The organism is Pseudoalteromonas sp. SWXJZ10B (assembly GCF_015864475.1).
Classification (GTDB): domain Bacteria; phylum Pseudomonadota; class Gammaproteobacteria; order Enterobacterales; family Alteromonadaceae; genus Pseudoalteromonas; species Pseudoalteromonas arctica.
On the sequence record NZ_JADYXD010000008.1, the window covers coordinates 53,884 to 73,005 of the forward strand.

16 protein-coding genes are annotated in these 19,122 nt (G+C 38.8%); 9 read left to right on the forward strand and 7 right to left on the reverse strand.

All coding sequences use genetic code 11. The features are described from left to right. Positions 1 to 2 precede the first annotated feature (2 nt). From yegD to I6F54_RS09655, 6 genes are all read right to left on the reverse strand, one after another. A complete protein-coding gene (yegD, locus tag I6F54_RS09630; protein WP_197141120.1) occupies positions 3 to 1,367 on the reverse strand; it encodes a molecular chaperone in 1,365 nt (454 codons plus the stop codon). 62 nt (positions 1,368 to 1,429) lie between these two features. Continuing rightward, positions 1,430 to 2,272, reverse strand: a complete 843-nt coding sequence (locus I6F54_RS09635) for a DNA ligase (RefSeq protein ID WP_165740502.1) — start codon at positions 2,270 to 2,272, stop codon at positions 1,430 to 1,432. Positions 2,273 to 2,305: 33 nt separating this feature from the next. Further along, a complete protein-coding gene (locus I6F54_RS09640; RefSeq protein WP_197141124.1) occupies positions 2,306 to 2,962 on the reverse strand; it encodes an HAD family hydrolase in 657 nt (218 codons plus the stop codon). 75 nt (positions 2,963 to 3,037) lie between these two features. Next, positions 3,038 to 3,337, reverse strand: coding sequence for a hypothetical protein (locus I6F54_RS09645; RefSeq protein WP_007581307.1), 300 nt, complete (start codon positions 3,335 to 3,337; stop codon positions 3,038 to 3,040). Positions 3,338 to 3,453: 116 nt separating this feature from the next. Further along, the gene (locus I6F54_RS09650) at positions 3,454 to 5,721 is read right to left on the reverse strand and encodes a TonB-dependent receptor (protein ID WP_197141133.1); all 2,268 of its coding nucleotides are present in this window, start codon (positions 5,719 to 5,721) and stop codon (positions 3,454 to 3,456) included. A gap of 420 nt (positions 5,722 to 6,141) precedes the next feature. Next, complete coding sequence (locus I6F54_RS09655) at positions 6,142 to 7,002, reverse strand: mechanosensitive ion channel family protein (RefSeq protein WP_007581304.1); 861 nt, start codon at positions 7,000 to 7,002, stop codon at positions 6,142 to 6,144. A gap of 201 nt (positions 7,003 to 7,203) precedes the next feature. On the opposite strand from I6F54_RS09655, the gene I6F54_RS09660 reads away from it, so the two are divergent. From I6F54_RS09660 to I6F54_RS09680, 5 genes are all read left to right on the forward strand, one after another. Next, a complete protein-coding gene (locus I6F54_RS09660; protein WP_024590275.1) occupies positions 7,204 to 7,413 on the forward strand; it encodes a hypothetical protein in 210 nt (69 codons plus the stop codon). A gap of 208 nt (positions 7,414 to 7,621) precedes the next feature. Further along, the gene (locus I6F54_RS09665) at positions 7,622 to 9,757 is read left to right on the forward strand and encodes a M3 family metallopeptidase (protein WP_007581300.1); all 2,136 of its coding nucleotides are present in this window, start codon (positions 7,622 to 7,624) and stop codon (positions 9,755 to 9,757) included. Between the two features lie 138 nt (positions 9,758 to 9,895). Further along, complete coding sequence (locus I6F54_RS09670) at positions 9,896 to 10,747, forward strand: carboxylate/amino acid/amine transporter (RefSeq protein ID WP_197101486.1); 852 nt, start codon at positions 9,896 to 9,898, stop codon at positions 10,745 to 10,747. Between the two features lie 69 nt (positions 10,748 to 10,816). Continuing rightward, positions 10,817 to 12,148, forward strand: a complete 1,332-nt coding sequence (locus I6F54_RS09675; protein WP_197119107.1) for a glycerophosphodiester phosphodiesterase family protein — start codon at positions 10,817 to 10,819, stop codon at positions 12,146 to 12,148. 243 nt (positions 12,149 to 12,391) lie between these two features. Continuing rightward, on the forward strand, positions 12,392 to 13,126 hold the full coding sequence (locus tag I6F54_RS09680; protein WP_165729030.1) for a dienelactone hydrolase family protein: 735 nt from the start codon (positions 12,392 to 12,394) through the stop codon (positions 13,124 to 13,126). A gap of 43 nt (positions 13,127 to 13,169) precedes the next feature. Here the strand turns inward: I6F54_RS09680 and I6F54_RS09685 are convergent, their stop codons facing one another. Then, entirely contained in the window at positions 13,170 to 14,093 is a 924-nt protein-coding gene (locus I6F54_RS09685) for a LysR family transcriptional regulator (RefSeq protein ID WP_165729029.1), read from the reverse strand. Positions 14,094 to 14,250: 157 nt separating this feature from the next. On the opposite strand from I6F54_RS09685, the gene I6F54_RS09690 reads away from it, so the two are divergent. The 4 genes from I6F54_RS09690 (at position 14,251) to I6F54_RS09705 (ending at position 18,757) form a co-directional block, all read left to right on the forward strand. After that, entirely contained in the window at positions 14,251 to 14,934 is a 684-nt protein-coding gene (locus I6F54_RS09690) for a type 1 glutamine amidotransferase domain-containing protein (RefSeq protein WP_197141136.1), read from the forward strand. Between the two features lie 116 nt (positions 14,935 to 15,050). Continuing rightward, on the forward strand, positions 15,051 to 15,632 hold the full coding sequence (locus tag I6F54_RS09695) for a rhomboid family intramembrane serine protease (RefSeq protein ID WP_010555361.1): 582 nt from the start codon (positions 15,051 to 15,053) through the stop codon (positions 15,630 to 15,632). 77 nt (positions 15,633 to 15,709) lie between these two features. Continuing rightward, positions 15,710 to 16,555: a glutathione-dependent disulfide-bond oxidoreductase gene (gene yghU, locus I6F54_RS09700; RefSeq protein ID WP_197141146.1), complete on the forward strand. Its 846-nt coding sequence runs from the start codon at positions 15,710 to 15,712 to the stop codon at positions 16,553 to 16,555. A gap of 261 nt (positions 16,556 to 16,816) precedes the next feature. Then, on the forward strand, positions 16,817 to 18,757 hold the full coding sequence (locus I6F54_RS09705; protein ID WP_165729026.1) for a putative bifunctional diguanylate cyclase/phosphodiesterase: 1,941 nt from the start codon (positions 16,817 to 16,819) through the stop codon (positions 18,755 to 18,757). Positions 18,758 to 19,122: the final 365 nt, after the last annotated feature.

The window sequence follows — 19,122 nt, forward strand, 5'->3', positions numbered from 1 at the left end:
GGTTATTTATAAAGCATGCTGGCCCATTTAGTCAGGCCAGCAGTTACACTACCAAAGTGGTCCCCGTTAACCATTTTTATATTACCTAAGTGCTCACTTAAAGCCGCTTTAATCAATGGTGACTGTGCACTACCGCCTGTTAAGTAAATAATGTCTGGCGTGGTCGCAGCGTCGCTGATTGCTTGTTTTGCTAAAGTAACTATTTGGCTAATACTACTCTCAACGGCAACAGCTAAATCGCTTACCGATACATTTTTATTCAGCCCACTATCTAAAAAGCTTAAATCACAATCAAACGCTCTAGCTGATGAAAGTGCTATTTTAGCCGCTTCACCTTGTTGTACTAACTGATGACCTTGCTTGTTTTGCTGTAAATGTATTAAACGCTTATAAAGATCAGGTGCACTTACATGACGTAATTGTGCATTTAGCTCTCGGGTATGGCTTTCACTATAAAACTGGCTTTGTAAGTTTACATCGTTAATTTTACACGCTTGCCAAAACGCTTGATTAGGCAAAGGTAGACCTGATTTAAACGTACTGCCTAAACCCAATAACGGCATTAAACCATGAAAGCTCAAAGCAATATCTAAATCGTTTCCGCCAACACGTTTACCACTGTGAGATAAAAAATCGCCATCGCGCTGGCTATTTCCTCTAAAACTCGGGCCCATTTGTACAAACGAGCAGTCACTCGTACCACCACCAATATCAATAACGAGTACTTTTTGATCCTGAGTTAAATCACTCTCGTAATCGATACCCGCAGCAAGTGGCTCATATAAAAACTCTACGTCTTTAAAACCAGCGCGTTTAGCAGCGCGTTCTAAAATACCGACCGCTTGTTGATTTGATTGCTCACCACCCACAGCTTGAAAGTTTACTGGGCGACCAATCACTGTTTGTGTAAGTGTTTTTCCTAGAGAGAGCTCAGCGCGTTGTTTAATTTTTAAGATCATCGCGGTTGCAATATCTTCAAAAAAGTTAATTTGACCTTGCTTTAAACCTGTTGCGCCAAAAAATGATTTAGGGGACTTAACAAAGTAGCCTTCTTCAGGAAACTGCACGTACTCGCTAATCGCTTCACGACCAATAAATAGGGTTTCATCTGAAGGTTGTAAATCAAGGTCTGACTTAATACGAGGTAAGGTATTTAATAATGCTTGGCGCTGCGTTAAAAAGTCATGCTCATGGGCTGTGCCATGTAAGTGCTTAGCAACAAAGTCAACAACCAAGGCACTGTGATGAGTGTAAAGTGTAGACGGTAAGTAATGTTTTCCTTGCTCTAGCGGTACTAATTGAACATTACCCTCGCTCATTACACCCATAGCACAATTAGAACTACCGTAATCAAAACCTACAAACATACTTCACCATACATTACCAAAAAGGCCGCGCAATTTAGCACACTTTGTAAAAATTATAAATGTTATAAACTATCTCTTACTCGTAAAAAACTAGCAAAACGCGGTAAACCGTTTTTTGTTAATCCATGAAATCGGTACGTTACAGTGCTACCTATCTCAGGCGCCGTGGAGCGCTCTGCATCACTAAACCCAGTACCAATAGAAAACACCTGCCCTTGTGCTGTTTTTACCCTTAATGCCCCTAACATACCTTGGTATTTTCCTTTACCTGGTAAATGCGCAATCACAACCGCTTCTGCATCTAAGTAAGGTTTTAATTTTAGTAATGCATTGCTTCGACCATTGCTGTGCTTAGCACTGGCCAAATGAAGCATTACGCCCTCGCCGCCCTGCTTAGTTATGTTTTCAAAATACTCTGTGAGCTGCTCATTATTAGTAAAGCTATATTGAACTACAACGCTAATGTGCGGCGAGTTTAGGCTAGTAATAAGCTCATTATAGTTTTTATAACGAGTGCTAAAAGGCAGATTTTCATCTGGCATATCAAATACTTTATAAGTAATAGTTTGCCAATCATGATTATTAGGTTTTTTAGTTCTTACTATGCCACTAAGCTTAGAAAAGTGCTCACGCTTGGTCCATAGCTCACCATCAAGCCATACATTTGGCAATGGCGCTGTAAACCAACTCGGCGCATTAATAATATTGCCCTTGCGAGTAACAAACTGCGTGCCGGTCCATATAGCTCTTACGCCATCATATTTTTCACTGACTAAATACTTACTTACATCGTAATGTTTAGTTTCGTTATATACTTTAGCCAGTAAAACAGAGGGTTGTGCTGCACTTATACATTGCGTAAAAAGTACAACAACAATTAAAAACAGGTATTTAATAGTAAACATTGGCGCATCCAAGCAAGTAAAAGTTGGCTTAAACTATAGTTGAGATTGCACCCATTGCCAAAACTCATCTAAGTTACTCATTTTATAGGTAGCTTGGCTAAAGTCGTGATCTTTAGTATGGCTATTGGCAATGGCTACAACACGTAACAAAGCGTTGTTGGCCGCCGTAACACCGGTAAATGTATCCTCGACAGCAATTGCATTGCCTGCCTGTATATTTATCTGCTTAAGTGCCAGTAAATATGGGTCTCCAGCAGGTTTAGGATTAGTTACATCGTCTTTTGTTACCACCGTGTCAAACAGCTCATAAAATCCTAAACCTTTAAGTATTGGCATAGCTTCACTTTTAGCACTGCCCGTTACTAGCGCTATTTTTAAGTCACTCGCTTTTACAGCTTTCAACGTTTGCTCAGTAAACGGCATCAGTGGTGGTAAATGTGTTATTACATATTCGCCAAATAAACGGTATTTTTCATCCGCTAAAAACTGTGCGCTTACTGATAAGTTATGCTCTTGCTTAATTTCGATTGCAGCTTCTAAAGTGGGTCGTCCTGAAAAGCGCTGACAAAAATCACTTTCTAAATAACTAACACCATAAGGCTTAAGTAGTTTACTCCAACATACAAAGTGCATGCTTTCTGAATCAACTAATGTGCCATCCATATCAAATAATACTGCTTCTAATGTCATCCTCATTCCTTATTTAACCTAAGCCAAATTTTGACAATAAAAAAGGCGCCTTAAGCACCTTTTATTAAATTGTTGTTATTGCGTTAAGCCAGCTGGTGGCTCACCCGTTGCTTCTTCACCCGTATCAACATCAACAAGCTCGTAGCCACGCGTTTTACGCATAACTTTAAGTACAGGCTTTTCAAATGCTGTTTTTAAACGATCTGAGTCATCTTTCAACTCATCAAGTGTTGTACCAAAAGGGGCTGCGCCTGTTTCTGACCAGTTAGTCACTTTACCGTTCAGGTTATATTCTACTTCGTGTATTTGATATTGCGCTGCTTCATCTTTCGTTGCTTCACAAAAAATTACACGGTAATTCCAAAATCCAGCCATTGCTCTTCTCTTTAAATAAACCAATTAGGCGCTACTTTAGCAGCTCTAAAAGGGGTTATACAAATAAAAAAGCCTGCGCAATGCAGGCTTTTAAAATAAATACTTTTAGCTATTAGTTAGAAAAATCTAACTTTAAACTCAGCACCTACATAACGTTCTTCGTTAACAATACCCGTATTGTTATTAAAGTCTACAGCACCAATAACTTGTTGCTCGTCAAATAAGTTACGAACAAAAGCGGCTACTTCGTATTCGTAATCGCCTTCAGACCATGTGTAACCTGTACGCAAACCTGTTTCAATAAGCTCTTTACCTTCAAACTCTACTGATTCGTAAAGGAACATATTGATTTTACTGCGATAAGAAATATCACCGCTTGCGAAGAAGTTACCATCGGCAAGTTCTTTAGTGTAGCGAAGCGTAAAGTTAGAGATCCACTCAGGAGCATGCGGTAAGCTATTACCATCAAGTACAGCAAGACCAGAACCATTAATTGGGTCAGTTACAGTACATTGAGCACAAACAGCGACAGCTAAATCGTTATCTTTAATTTCTGTTTTATTGTAGCTCAAGTTAAACGTTGCATTAAACTCATCGCTTAATACCCACTGCGTATCTAACTCAAAACCATAGCCAGTCGTTTTATCAGCATTAACTAAACGGTTAAAGTTAGCACCACCGCCTACAGCGGTAAGTTGCTGGTCGTCCATTGTGTAATAAAACACAGTCGCGTTAACACGACCTTGGCCATCTAACACGTCTGATTTAATGCCTGTTTCGTACGATGTTACCGTTTCTGACTCAGCTGTTGTTACATCATCACCAAACAAAATACGACCTTGTAAACTAGGTGCGCGGAAGCTGTTTGCTACACGGCCGTACCAGTTAACATCATCGTTTACTTTATAATTTGCAGATAAGTCCCAGCTAACATGGTCGTCACTAACATCACGTTCTACTAGTAAAGCACCACCGCCAATTGGGCTAAGTGCTCGGTCAGCGACAAAATCTTTATCATCGTCAGAGTAGCGAAGTCCCGCTGTTACTTTTAAATCATCTGAAAAAGTATAATCTACAGAACCAAATACAGCCCAAGCTGTAGTATCTTGCTGTTGACGAACATAGCCATTTAAAGCACCAGCATCGGGTGTTGAGAATGTATCGTAGCTGTAGTTTTCAATAGTTAGTTCTTCATCGAAGTAAAAAACACCTACTTGATAATTTAAATCGCCATCAAAGTTACTAGATAAGCGTAGCTCTTGCGTCAACTGGTCGTGATCTGGAATACCATCAGCACTTTCTGAAGAGAAAGGGATAAAACCAGGCCCCATGAAATCTGGAATATAAGAAGCACCGTAACCGCCGTCGATGTCAGCGCGAGAATAAATTTCAGCACTTTCCCATGCAGAAATTGAAGTGATTGTGTGATTTTTAAGTTCCCACTCAAGCTTTAAGCTTGCACCTTCAGATTCTACTTGTTGAGTAGAGCGAGATGCCGCATCTTGATAAACAACATCACTTTCGTAATTATCTACTAGCTCATTAGTACCCGTTTTAATTACATTTGCACGAAAGGCAATTGGCGAGCCATCTAAATCACGTGTGTGATAGTTTAATAAAGCAGTAAAATCGTCGCCTTCATATAAAAACTGAACACGTGCCGCTTTTTCAGTGTAACCACCTTGCTCGTCTTTAGCTTCAAAGCCTGGCGCTTGGTTATCAATGTAATCGTCTTTATCTTGCCATAATAATGAAACACGAGCAGATAAACGGTCAGTTAAAGCACCACCTACAGCACCACTTGTGTCTACAGCGCCACGGCTACCGTATGAAACAGAGCCATAACCATCAAATTCTTGGCTTGGTTTAACAGTATCAAACTTAACAAGGCCAGCTGGCGTGTTACGTCCAAATAAAGTTCCCTGTGGTCCACGTAATACTTCTACGCGTTCAACATCAAATACTGGGAAGCCTTTTAAAATTGCATTTTCTTGAACGACTTCATCAACAACAAGTGATACTGGTTGTGATGCATTCAAATCGAAATCGGTATTACCTAAACCACGAACGTAAAAGCGTGGGAATGAACGACCAAATGAAGATTCAATAGATAAACTTGGAATTTTCGCATTTAAAAAACGAATATCCATACCAGCTGAGCTATACGCATCAAGGTTATCACCTTGTAGAGCAGATACTGCTACTGGTACTTCTTGAGCGTTTTCTACACGTTTACGAGCTGTTACTTGAATAACTTCTAGTTGATTACTTTTTTTAGCTGTTTTTTCTTCAGCAGCTAAAGAAGAAAATGAAGTACCTGCTACTGCAGAGAACAACGTTGCATTGATTAGGGTAGCTAACGTAGATCTTTTCATTGCTTTCATGTTGGGTTTAACCTTTTTTGTGCACTCTTGTTCAACGGTTTTTTGTGTTGCGCAATGTATTCATTGCGGGCTCGTTCAATTTTTCGCGACTTGCGTCATGCGCGCGGACCTTATTACCGAGAGTACAAAAACGATGTTATAAGGCTGAACGAACGATTAAGATTATACCATTGTGTGACAATTTTACTGCATAAATATAGACATAATTAGAAACTTTTTTGCAACATTTAACTACAAAACCACGTGTTTTTATCACTATTTAGATGCAAAATCCTAATATTAAGGACATATGTCCTTTATTGGATTTAATAAAATGGAGTAGGAAGAAGGGATTGTTTTACATGTTAACCTAAAATAGAAACACCTGTGTTTTTATTAAAAGCCGCCCAAGAGCGACTTTTAATATTTACTATATTTGAACTATGAGCGCTTAAATGCAATTTCACCGTCGATATGAATATCACGCTGCGGAAAAGCAATCACTACATCATGCTTTTCAAATACAGCGTAAATACTAAAACGAATATCACTGCGTACTTTTCTAAGCATGGTTTCAGACTCGGCGCACACCCAAAAAATAGCGTTAAATACGAGCGAGCTATCTGCAAAGTCATCAAATAACACCGATGACTTTGGATTAGCCAATATTGCTTCATGATCATCAAGCACTTGCTGAATAAGCTTTTTAACCAGTATCACGTCTGATCCATACGCAACGCCTACACTGACCGATGAGCGTGCATTGCCATCTATTAGCGTCCAGTTTGTTACTGTATTTTCGAGCAATTGAGAATTAGGAATAAGCATATGTACGCCGTCATTTCGGCGAATACGCGTTGAGCGAGTATTAATTGTTTCTACCACGCCTTTTGCATTGCCTACCTCTAAAAAGTCACCAATGCGTATTGGGCGTTCCCACATCAGTATCCAGCCACTAATAAAGTTATTGATAATATTTTGAGCACCAAAGCCTACACCAATGGCTATTGCACCTGAAACAAAAGCAAACGCAGTAAGCGGTATGCTTAATACTTCTAAAGATGTAAAAATTAAAATAGCGATACTTAAAATAAAGTAGATACGTGTAAATAAATGCACGGCATCTTGGCTTAACTTTTTTGCCAATAATGTTTTTGTTATTAGCTTGCCAATACGCGTCACAATAAACCAAATAGCGAAAAGTATTAAAGGCACTTTAATAATTTTTGCTACGGTAATGTGTACATCGCTGTAACTAAATACAACAAAGGCAAGAATTTGGTTTATGTGTTCTAAGGTCATTTATTTTCCAAAACAAGCAAAGGAGCGCTTTAAATTTAAATCGCTATAAAGTAAAAGCGGTTCAGTGTTGGGTAAGTTTAGCAGTCATAATATAACTAAAACGCCAAGTTAATAAGTTCAATATACTTTTTATGAACAATTTATTAACTCTTTATTGCACCGAGTGCTATATAAATAGTGTACAAGCACTGGAGATCACATATGACACAACTTACTTTAAATCAAAGACTCGCTACTTTGCAGCCGCAGGTAGACTTACATTTATTTGAAAGCAGCCTAGATTACCGAAATAAAATTTTGTGCCTTCTTGCAGAACAAGAGCAAACACTGGCATCTATCAACAAAGAGTTTGGCCAACAACAACCTAGCAACTTTGGCTCTGAGAGAAAATTTGTACTTGGATATAACTAAGCAATTATGACTCAACGACTTATTAAGTAGCTCAGGTGTTTACTTTTAGAGCTACTTTTACCTCCCTTAAAGCTAAATATTAGCTAATTTGCGTTCAAATCCCCCTTAATACCGATAAACTTTATTGTATAAACGCCAAAATTTGATAAGTTAACTAGGTTTTTCGACTCGCAAAGCCTATTCCGGCTAATCTTTCTATGGAGTTATTATGCGTAAAACCCTGATCGCCACTACTATTGCTAGTGCCTTAATATTATCGGCCTGTTCATCTAACGATACACAAAACATGGCAAAAGAAGGCGCAGCACAAGTGCAAGACATGAACGCAAACAATGTTTTATTTAAGCCAAGCCCATTGCAATATATGGCACCAGAGTTTGATAAATTTGGTACAAAAGACTACGAAGCTGCATTCGATGCAGGTATCGCACAGCACACGGCACAAGTACAAGCCATTGCTAACAACCCTGCTCCAGCAACATTTGAAAATACATTAGTTAAAATGGAATTGTCAGGGGAGCTATTAAATCGCGTATCGGCTGCTTTTTATAACTTATCAGGTTTAATTTCAGATGCTGAATACCAGCGTATTGATGAAAAAATGGCGCCTGTATTATCTGCTCACTCAGATGATATTTACTTAAACGGTGAATTATTTAAGCGCGTACAAACAATTTACGACAATCAAGATAAATTAAACGCAGAAGATAAACGCCTAGTTGATTTTTACTACAAGCAGTTTGTAAAAGCAGGTGCTAAATTAAATGACGCTGAAAAAGCTAAAATGCGTGAAATTAACTCAGAGCTAGCTCAGCTATCTACTGCGTTTTCACAAAACATTTTAAAATCGTTTAAAGAAGACGTTATTGTAGTTACAGATAAAAGTGAATTAGCAGGTCTTTCTGAAGGCGAAATTGCAGGCCTTGCAGCTTCAGCTAAAAAAGCGGGCAAAGACGGCTACATGATCACTTTGGTAAATACAACGCAACAACCAATTTTAAGTAGCCTTGAAAACCGCGACCTGCGTGAGCGAATTTTTAAAGCCTCTGCAAACCGTGCAGCAAAAACTAACGGCCCTATTATTATTAAAGAAACCAACCTACGCGCTCAAAAAGCAGAGCTTTTAGGCTACAAAGATTGGGCTTCTTATGTAATGACGTCGCGTATGGCGCAAACAACTGAAAACGTTTACGGCATCCTTGATGACCTAGCACCAAAAGCAGTTGAAAAAGCAAAGATTGAAGCAGCCGCTATTCAAAAAGTGATTAACGATTCAGGCGAAAGCTTTGAGCTTAAACCATGGGATTGGACTTTTTATGCTGAAAAAGTACGTGCAGAAAAGTACAACTTAGACCCAGCACTTGTTAAACCATACTTTGAAATGCAATCGGTTATTCACGATGGCTTATTCTTTGCAATGAACAAACTGTACGGTATTACGTTTAAAGAACGTAAAGATCTTCCTGTTTATCATGAAGATGTAACCGTATACGAAGTATTTAACGCTGATGGCAGCGCTATTGGTTTATTTTACTTAGACCCATATGCACGTGAAGGTAAACGTGGCGGCGCATGGATGAGTGCATACGTTAGCGAAAGCGGCTTAAAAGGCACCAAACCTGTTATTTACAATGCGCAGAACATTCCAAAACCTGCTGCAGGCGAGCCAACGCTAATGACGTTTGATGAAGTGTCTACTATGTTCCATGAATTTGGTCATGCTGCTCACGGTTTATTCTCAGATGTTAAATACCCAAGCCTAGCGGGTACTGCAACGGCGCGTGACTTTGTTGAGTTTCCGTCGCAAGCAAATGAAGATTGGATGATTGAACCAACAGTACTTGCAAACTATGCTAAGCATTACAAGACAGGTGAGCCAATTCCACAAGCTTTACTTGATAAAGTACTTGAATCGCAAAAATTCAACCAAGGTTACGGCACTACTGAATACTTAGCCGCTGCACTACTTGATATGGAATGGCATTCATTTGGTTCTGATAAAAAAGTAGCTGACGTTCAAAAGTTTGAGCAAGACGCGCTAGAAAAACACGGTATTGCTTACTACCCTGTTCCACCGCGTTACAAATCAAACTTCTTTAGCCACACATTTGCAGGTGGTTATTCAGCGGGTTACTACGCGTACCTATGGACTGAAGTGTTTGCAGCAGACGCCTTTGCACATATGGAAAACAACGGCGGCTTAACACGTAAAAACGGTGATAAGTTCCGTAAAGAAATCCTATCAAAAGGTAACAGTCGCGACTTAATGCAAAGCTACATTGAGTTTAGAGGTCAGAAACCAACTACCGACGCACTACTTAAGCGCCGTGGTTTGGTTGAATAATTAATAACTTAGTTGAGTAATTAGTAACGTAGTTTATTAATTTTAGACTTTATAAAAGCCCGCTTGCGGGCTTTTATTGTTTATACATTAATTTATAACAGATAAACTGCTGCCATTAATTATTTAAAGACGACGGCTATGCGGTACTTATTTGCAGTAACTTTACTTTGGGCATTTTCATTTAGTTTAATTGGCGTGTATTTAGCAGGTCAGGTTGATGCATGGTTTAGTGTGTTAATTCGCATAGCACTAGCAACCCTCGTATTTTTACCATTTTTAAAGTTTAAACAAACACCTAAACCTTTAGCCTTAAAGCTCATGCTGATTGGCGCTATACAACTTGGTGTTATGTATAGCTTTTACTACCACTCCTTTTTATTTTTAAGCGTCCCCGAAGTACTGCTATTTACAGTAATGACTCCTTTGTACATTACCTTGCTAAATGATGCATTGAACAAACATTTTAACCCACGCTTTTTTATAATCGCACTTATTGCTGTAATTGGTGCAATTACCATTCGTTACGAAAACCTAAATAGCAATTTCATAATTGGCTTATTATTAGTTCAAGGTGCGAACATAAGTTTTGCTGTAGGCCAAGTAACCTATAAACGCTTAATGATGAACAATCAGCTTGATGATAAAACCATATTTGGATGGTTTTTTATAGGCGCACTTATTATTGCCACAATTTGCTATGCATTATTTGGTAATTCAAATAAATTACCAACCACTTCTACTCAGTGGGGCATATTGATTTATTTAGGGGTTGTTGCATCAGGCCTTGGTTACTTTATGTGGAATAAAGGCGCAACACTCGTTAACGTTGGAGCTCTGGCAGTCATGAATAACTTACTTATCCCAGCAGGGATTATTGTTAACGTGCTTATTTGGAACAGAGACGCTGACATAGTTAGGTTAAGTATTGGTGCAGCTATAATGTTAGGTGCATTATTAGTGAATCAAATGCTTAATAAAAAAGTAAATTAATAAACTTGTAGCTAAATTGTCATTAATAATCATTAAGGTAGTACAAATTTTACTTTTTAAGGATAAACAATGAAACGTATTACCTTACTTACAGGCTGTATATTGTTAGCCACACTTGCTGGCTGCGACGACGATGTAGAAATAATAGAAAAAGAAGTGGTTGTTACCAACACCGAAGTTGAGATTGTTGAAGTACCTACGCCTGTTATTGTAGAAGTACCAAACGGTGATGCGCCAGATATTCAACTAGGCACTCGTCCATATTATTTAGTCAATGATATGAGCGACAGCGCTTTAAAAACACAATTAGAGTCATGCAGTGAAGGTCCTTTTTACCGCACCGACTTTTCTATTGGTCATCGCGGTGCATCAATGCAATATCCTGAGCACACCAAAGAAGCCTACATTGCTGCAGCTAGAATGGGCGCAGGCATTGTTGAATGCGATGTTACATTTACAAACGATAAAGAACTAGTATGTCGCCACTCCCAATGCGACTTACACACCACAACTAATATTTTAGCCATTCCTGAGCTTGCAGCTAAATGCAGTGTACCATTTACACCAGCAGACCCCGCTAACGGTATTGCTGCTTCTGCAAAATGTTGTACCAGCGATATAAGCTTAGCGGAATTTTTAACCCTTGAAGGTAAAATGGATGGGGCAAACACTAATGCAACTACCGTTGCCGATTACATGGATGGTACACCAAGTTGGCGCACTGATTTATATGCCACCAACGGCACATTGATGACCCATAAACAAAGTATTGCATTGTTTAATGAGATGGGCGTAAAAATGACCCCAGAACTTAAATCGCCGCAAGTAAGTATGCCATTTAATGGAATGACCCAAGAGCAATACGCGCAAAAAATGCTAGACGAATACACACAAATGGGTGTGCCAGCCTCAAAAGTTTATCCGCAGTCGTTTAATCTTAATGACGTAAAATACTGGATTAATACCAACCCTGATTTTGCAGATAAAAGCGTATACCTAGATGGTCGCGACAGCGAAGCAGGATTTGATCCAAACAACCCGCAAACATGGCAACCTAGCATGGATGAGCTTGTTGCCGATGGCGTTAAAATTTTAGCGCCTCCAATTTGGATGATGCTAACAATAAACAGCGAAAGTAATATAGTGCCATCACAATACGCCATTGACGCAAAAGCAGCAGGTTTAGAGCTTATTGCATGGAGCCTTGAGCGCTCAGGTCCGCTTAATGAAGGTGGTGGTTATTACTATCAATCAATTGCTGATGTTATAGATAACGATGGCGACATGATGACGGTCGTTGATGTACTCGCAAAGGACGTGGGTGTAATGGCTATATTTTCAGATTGGCCGGCTACCGTAAGTTATTACGCTAGTTGTAATAAAATGCCTGCAAGTATTTAATACCAATCTGCTTATATATGGGGTCTATTTAACGTTAAGAAAATTACGCTAGAACTAGGCAAAAATTTTTTATCTAGTTGTTCTAAATAAAAAATTTTTAACGACGTTATAGTGAAATTTAATTCGTTAAATTGATCAAAGATTTATGCAGGTTGGTATAAATATTCGACAACAAAAGTCGTTTATTTTATCGCGCTCAGTTACCATATCATTATATATAATTTTATTTAACTGAGCGCTTTTATGATAATTCAACAACATAACGCAGACTTGCCAACACCTACAGGTTTAATGCGAACAACCGTATATCGCCCTCAGGCGCAAGGGCAATTCCCTGCTATTATTTTTTATTCTGAAATTTTTCAGCAAACTGCACCTATTGCACGCAGCGCGGCTATTTTAGCAAGCCATGGCTTTGTAGTATTAGTGCCTGAAGTGTTTCACGAGTTAAATCCTATAGGCACTGTGCTTGCTTACGATGATACAGGTAAAGACAAAGGCAATGCCGATAAGTGGGCAAAGCCACTTGAGCATCATGATAGTGACACGCAAGCCATGATCGATTTTATAAAACAACAAAGCTATTGCACAGGTACAGTAGGCGCAATGGGCGTATGTATTGGTGGGCATTTAGCTTATAGAGCGGCGCTTAACCCTGAAATTAAAGCGGCTTTTTGCTTATACGCGACTGATATTCACAGCGACACATTACCGGCAAAATCAGGTAATAACTCATTTGAACGCATGGCTGATATACAAGGCGAAATTCACTTTATATGGGGTAAACAAGACCCGCATGTGCCACAAGAAGGTCGCACTAAAATATACCAGCAATGCGTAAGCACTGGCATTAATTACCAATGGCAAGAAGTTAACGCCCAGCATGCCTTTATGCGTGATGAAGGTGAGCGATACGATGCAGCCCTTGCAATTAATATGTATCAACAAGCGGTTGCATTGTTTAGCCGTACTTTATAAGTATTTTATAAATGCTTTATAAATATTTTAAAAGCGAAAAGAATTAAACGCTTTTCAGCATACCCAAGGCGGTATGCTGTTTTACAAAATATGCTTTTAGGTAATCAATAAATAATCGTAGTTTTTTAGAACCCGCAGCCCCTGGCGGAAATACTCCGTACAGTTCAATATCTTTGCTTTTATAATCATCTAATATTATTTCAAGTAGCCCAGCTTGTACTTTAGGCCACGCATCGTAAAGCGGTATACGCCCAATGCCATGCCCCGCTTCTACAAAGGCAGTACGTGCAGCTGCGTTATTAGTACTTAAGGCGCCTTGCATTGCAATGTCGTGTTTTTTGCCATCTTTTGAAAGTGTTAACGTTTTACTTCCTAGCTGATAAACCACCCATTGATGATCTGCCAATTCTAAAGGCGTTTTAGGTTTACCAAAATGTGTAAAGTAATCCGGCGCGCCACAAATACAAGTGCTCATTGTAGTAAGCTTGGTTGCTTGCAAGTTGGAGTCACTCAGTGCCACACCCCTAATTGCAAAATCGAACCCATTTTTAATAATATCAACCACATCGTCAGTAAGCTGTAAGTCTATTTTAATTTTAGGGTATTGGCGCTTAAACGTATTTATTGCGGGCACAATTAGCTGCATTCCCACATTCACAGGGCAGCTAATTTTAAGTAAACCTTGTGGCTCACTCTTTATATTTTCTATTTGCTGATTAGCCGCATTAGCTTGTTCGGTAATTATTCTACAACGCTCATAATAAGCAATGCCCGCCTCAGTTAGCGCCATGGTACGAGTTGAGCGATTTAATAAAGTGACTTCAAGTTGGGTTTCTAACTTTTTTAAATGATAACTTGCTACTGCTCGCGTAAATCCTAGCTGTTTAGCGGCAGCAGTTAAACTGCCCTGCTCTACAATTTGCGCAAATACGACCATGCTCTTTAACTGCTCAAACGACACCTTCATATGTGCTCCGTAGCGTGTTTTAAATTCAACCCCTCTATTGTATCAATTATTAAATCAATAAAGTTAAATTTATCATCGTTGTTTAAAACTCTTTTAGTGCATATAGTAATTGGTAAGCAAGATAAACTAATTCAAATCATCAGAAGGAATATATTCAATGTCTAAAAAAATACTTATGGTTCTTACATCTCACGCAGAACTTGGTAACACTGGCGAAAAAACAGGTTTTTGGGTAGAAGAATTTGCAGCCCCTTATTATGCATTTGTTGATGCAGGCGTTGAAGTAACATTAGCGTCTCCAGCTGGCGGTCAACCACCCATTGATCCGACAAGTACGCTTGTCGATTTTCAAACAGATGCAACAAAACGTTATGACGCAGATAGCGCAGCGCAAACCCTTATGGCAAACACTAAAGTGTTGAGTGAAGTAAAATCTAACGATTTTGATGCTGTATTTTACCCAGGCGGTCACGGTCCATTATGGGACTTAGTTGACAACACTGATTCAATCTCACTTATCGAAAGCTTTGTAAAAGAGCAAAAGCCTGTTGCTGCGGTATGTCATGCAAGTGCTGCATTTTTAAATGTTAAAGATGCTGATGGCAATGCATTAGTAGCGGGTAAAAAAGTAACTGGTTTTACTAACTCTGAAGAAGCTGCAGTGCAACTTACCGATATCGTGCCATTTTTAGTTGAAGACGAGCTAATTAGAAAAGGTGGCGATTATCAAAAAACTGACGACTGGGGTGTATTAGCACTAGAAGACGGTTTAGTAATTACCGGCCAAAACCCAGCAAGCTCTGAACTAGCTGCAAAAAAACTATTAACTAAATTAGGTTAATAGTGAGTAATAATTAAAATTAAGCACAGCATTTTATGCTGTGCTTTTTTAATTGCTTTTCATTAGCAAATACAATTCCTATACTGGCAACTCTTAAAGTCAATTAGGGCGATTATATGGCAACCAAGCCAACCACACTGTCATTACTAACGAGTACCCGTTTCGCAATATTTAGTATTGTTGTTATTTGCTTCGTACTACAGGTGATCAATAGTCTACCTGGCATAAATCTTAATGGTTTAGGCATATATCCACGCAGTATCCAAGGCTTAATTGGCATACTATGCGCACCTTTTTTACATGGTAGCTGGTGGCACTTTGCCAGTAATATGATCCCATTTGTAGTATTAAGCTGGCTAATTTGCCAGTACAGCGTAAAACGTTTTTATAACGTATTTATTTTTACCGCTCTAGTTGGTGGACTGTTAGTTTGGGCATTTGGGCGCAGTAACATACATGTTGGTTTAAGCGGTGTTATATATGGTTTATGGGGCTTTATTCTATGCTACGGCTTAGTAAGACGCTCATTAAAATCAATTATAATTGCTGTTGTAGTGGCTATACTTTATAGCGGTTTTATATGGGGTGTTTTACCCCAGCGCTATCATGTATCGTTTGAAAGCCATTTATTTGGAGCGCTAAGCGGATTGTTTTTAGGTTATAGATTAGCAAAAGCCGATAAATTAAAAGGTCGGTAAATTAAGTATTAGGGCCCTTAATTAATTTTTTATGGCCACATTTACCATATATGTATTTCATCTAACAGAGGTTATTTATGAGTGATAAAAACGAATACACGCCACCAAAAGTATGGACGTGGGAAAGTGAAAGTGGCGGTAAGTTTGCCAGGATTAACCGCCCAATTGCAGGCGCGACTCATGACAAAACTCTACCTATTGGTGAGCACGCATTTCAGCTTTATTCTCTTGCGACACCTAATGGCCAAAAAGCGACTATCATGTTTGAAGAGCTTTTACAGCTTGGTTGCACCGATGCAGACTACGACGCATATTTAATAAACATAGGTGATGGCGATCAGTTTGGATCTGACTTTGTTGATATTAATCCAAACTCAAAAATCCCAGCGCTAATGGATCATTCAACCACGCCGCCTACTCGCATCTTTGAATCTGGTTCTATTTTACAGTATTTGGCTGAGAAATTTGATGTACTCATACCTAAAGATTTAAAAGCTAAAACTGAGTGTCGTAACTGGCTATTTTGGCAAATGGGCTCAGCGCCTTACTTAGGTGGCGGATTTGGTCATTTTTATAGCTACGCACCAAGTAAAATGCAATACCCTATTGACCGTTTTACCATGGAAACTAAACGCCAGCTTGACGTGTTAAATCGCCATTTAAGCGAAAATGAATACATGGCAGGTGATGAATACTCAATTGCCGATATTGCAATTTGGCCGTGGTACGGATCGTTAGTGCTTGGAGCTTTATATGATGCAGCAGAGTTTTTAGATGTTGCCTCATACACCCATGTTGTACGCTGGGCTACGCAAATATCAGAGCGCCCCGCAGTAAAGCGTGGTCGTCGCGTAAATCGCACATGGGGTCCTGAAGAAGAGCAAATGGCAGAGCGCCATAACGATAGCGATTTCGAAGGTTAAATCTATAGAACAGCAAGTAAAGTCGTTAACACTTTAACCTGCTTGATAATTTTAAGGCTCAAAATAAATATTTATTTTGGGCCTTTTTACTTTTTAAACTTTTTTTATCCCTCCCATAAACTATATTTACTTTACATTAAAGTTTTATTTAGCTGCGTAAAGGCTTATTAAGCTCTTTGTATTACCAGTATTGCATTAGTGTAATTTGCTAAATGGTTTACTTAATTTCCTAGGGGTTGTTTTTGAAAAAGGTTTTAATTAGTGCCATATAACAATTTAAGTAATAATGAGCGAAAAGAAGCGCTCAAAATTTTATACTCGAATGCTATTTCCGGAATTGCAGTCTCTGTACTAGTCAGCGTTGCTTTAGTATTTGCTTTTGATATAACTAATGAGAAAACTAACCACGATAAAGTAGTCTGGTTAGGCATAATGATGTGCGTGCTTACTTTACGTATTATTGATGTAGGGCTTTTTTTGAAAGCTCAAAATTCTCGCCAACCTTACAACACACATTCTTATCTAAATCGCTTTGCTATTGGCTGTATATCAACAGCCGTGTCTTGGTGTGGTTATGCTCTTTGGTTTCATAGCACTTCATCTACGGTGGAAGTTACTACGACCATTGCTATTTTATCGGCGCTTGCCGGTGGCTCTGCAAATTTGCTGTCTGGAAGTCGTTTTACCGCTGTTCTATATAGTTTTACTTTATTGGCGCCCTACTCTTTTTTGCTAGCGCTTTCAAACGATCACTACCAACACGTATTGGGGTTATTAGGTTTAACTTTTGCCACAATCATGATTGCCTCTTCGTACAAATCAGCCACATTTACACACAGTGCAATCAAGCTCAAAAACCAAAACAGAGAGCTGCTTAATGAAATGGAAAACAAGGTCGAACAACGCACTGAAGAAATTTACCGCTTATCGAATACCGATCCACTCACAAATCTATTAAACCGCACCGCATTTTTAAAAAATGCAAACAAACAACTAGCAGATAACCCTAAAGAACCCTTTGCTTTATTATTTGTAGATTTAGATGGTTTTAAGCAAATCAACGATTCGTTGGGTCACAAAGTAGGCGATAAAGTATTAAAAGAAATAGCACTGAGAATTAGTAATGTATGCAACCAACAACTCTATAAATGCCGTTGGGGCGGAGATGAGTTTTTAATTTTAGCAACGTATCAAAGCCAAACTGAGCTTATCGAGTTTGCTAATAAAGTGCTTCAAAGCATTAGCGCCGAGCATGAAACATATAAATATCAAAAATGGGTATCAGCAACTATTGGAATGGCCATGTACCCTGAGCACGGGAGTGATTTAAATACCTTAATTCGCTCTGCTGATATTGCAATGTATCACCAAAAACGCATGGCTAAAGGTAATATCAATATTTATAACGATTCACTCAAATTAAAACAAGAAAGAGAGTACCTGTTGAGTCAACGCCTAGCCAGTGCCATAGAAGAAAACAGTTTAAGACTAGTATTTCAGCCAATTGTAGATAGCAAAACATCAAAAGTAACCTCTTTCGAATCATTATTACGCTGGCAACTAGACGGTGAAAATATTTTCCCTGATGAGTTTATAACTATTGCCGAGCAATACGGTTTAATAACCCAAATGGGCCTCTGGGTCATAGAACAAGCATGTATACAAGCAAATAAATTCAACCATTTACCGACAAAAATTGCAGTAAGCGTGAACGTATCGGTAATACAATTACAAGATCCAAATTTTGTAACTAAGGTATTAAAAATAGTAAACAATCACCAAGTAGAGCCTAAAGATCTGCATATAGAAATTACCGAATCAGTATTTGCCGAAGATAAACTCACATTTTTGACAGCCGTGAAAGCACTACAAAAACAAGGCTTTTGTATTTCAATTGATGATTTTGGAACTGGCTACTCATCACTATCAAGCATGCTTGATATTGGTGTAGATATAGTAAAAATAGACAGAAGTTTTATTCAAAATATGGATAAAAGAGGGTTAAGTATTATTCATGCAATTGTACAAATGGCCTCATCTTTAGATTTTACTGTTGTTGCCGAAGGCGTTGAAACTATTGAACAAGCAAACACGCTTACTAATATTGGTGTATCTCACCTGCAAGGTTATTACTTTTCAAAACCGATGGAAGTAGATTTTGTAGATGCTTATTTAAATGAGCAAAATAAGCTGTGCCGTTGATAACCAAAACCCGCTAAAAGCGCTTAACTGCCATATGAGTTTTGCACTACCTTTCTTATTAGGGCTTGTTTATCTTTCGAGGTTAAATTTGCAGCAGACTGTTTGGTATTTAGGCAATGCAGAGCCTATGTAGTGTGGTTATTCCCCATAAATAGGCGATAACGCAGCATAAATGCCAAACATTCGCTGCCCGAAGGGTTCTGCCTAGGGGAGATTGACTCTTTGTTACTAGGTTACAAACCTCGCGCCGCGATTAAATCTTCCTTGGGTTGAACAAAGTTCAATCCTGAAAGGTCAACAAGCCCTTCTTAAAACATAATCTTACAATTACTTACACCCAGTACATAGTTATTAGCGTAGGCTAA

Bases quoted from the DNA above. Each gene is read 5' to 3' on its own strand.
- I6F54_RS09690 (WP_197141136.1), top strand. From the start codon at position 14,251: ATGTCTAAAAAAATACTTATGGTTCTTACATCTCACGCAGAACTTGGT.
- I6F54_RS09645 (WP_007581307.1), bottom strand. From the start codon at position 3,337: ATGGCTGGATTTTGGAATTACCGTGTAATTTTTTGTGAAGCAACGAAA.
- yegD (WP_197141120.1), bottom strand. From the start codon at position 1,367: ATGTTTGTAGGTTTTGATTACGGTAGTTCTAATTGTGCTATGGGTGTA.
- yghU (WP_197141146.1), top strand. From the start codon at position 15,710: ATGAGTGATAAAAACGAATACACGCCACCAAAAGTATGGACGTGGGAA.
- I6F54_RS09650 (WP_197141133.1), bottom strand. From the start codon at position 5,721: ATGAAAGCAATGAAAAGATCTACGTTAGCTACCCTAATCAATGCAACG.
- I6F54_RS09695 (WP_010555361.1), top strand. From the start codon at position 15,051: ATGGCAACCAAGCCAACCACACTGTCATTACTAACGAGTACCCGTTTC.
- I6F54_RS09665 (WP_007581300.1), top strand. From the start codon at position 7,622: ATGCGTAAAACCCTGATCGCCACTACTATTGCTAGTGCCTTAATATTA.
- I6F54_RS09635 (WP_165740502.1), bottom strand. From the start codon at position 2,272: ATGTTTACTATTAAATACCTGTTTTTAATTGTTGTTGTACTTTTTACG.
- I6F54_RS09640 (WP_197141124.1), bottom strand. From the start codon at position 2,962: ATGACATTAGAAGCAGTATTATTTGATATGGATGGCACATTAGTTGAT.
- I6F54_RS09675 (WP_197119107.1), top strand. From the start codon at position 10,817: ATGAAACGTATTACCTTACTTACAGGCTGTATATTGTTAGCCACACTT.
- I6F54_RS09660 (WP_024590275.1), top strand. From the start codon at position 7,204: ATGACACAACTTACTTTAAATCAAAGACTCGCTACTTTGCAGCCGCAG.
- I6F54_RS09655 (WP_007581304.1), bottom strand. From the start codon at position 7,002: ATGACCTTAGAACACATAAACCAAATTCTTGCCTTTGTTGTATTTAGT.
- I6F54_RS09680 (WP_165729030.1), top strand. From the start codon at position 12,392: ATGATAATTCAACAACATAACGCAGACTTGCCAACACCTACAGGTTTA.
- I6F54_RS09685 (WP_165729029.1), bottom strand. From the start codon at position 14,093: ATGAAGGTGTCGTTTGAGCAGTTAAAGAGCATGGTCGTATTTGCGCAA.
- I6F54_RS09670 (WP_197101486.1), top strand. From the start codon at position 9,896: ATGCGGTACTTATTTGCAGTAACTTTACTTTGGGCATTTTCATTTAGT.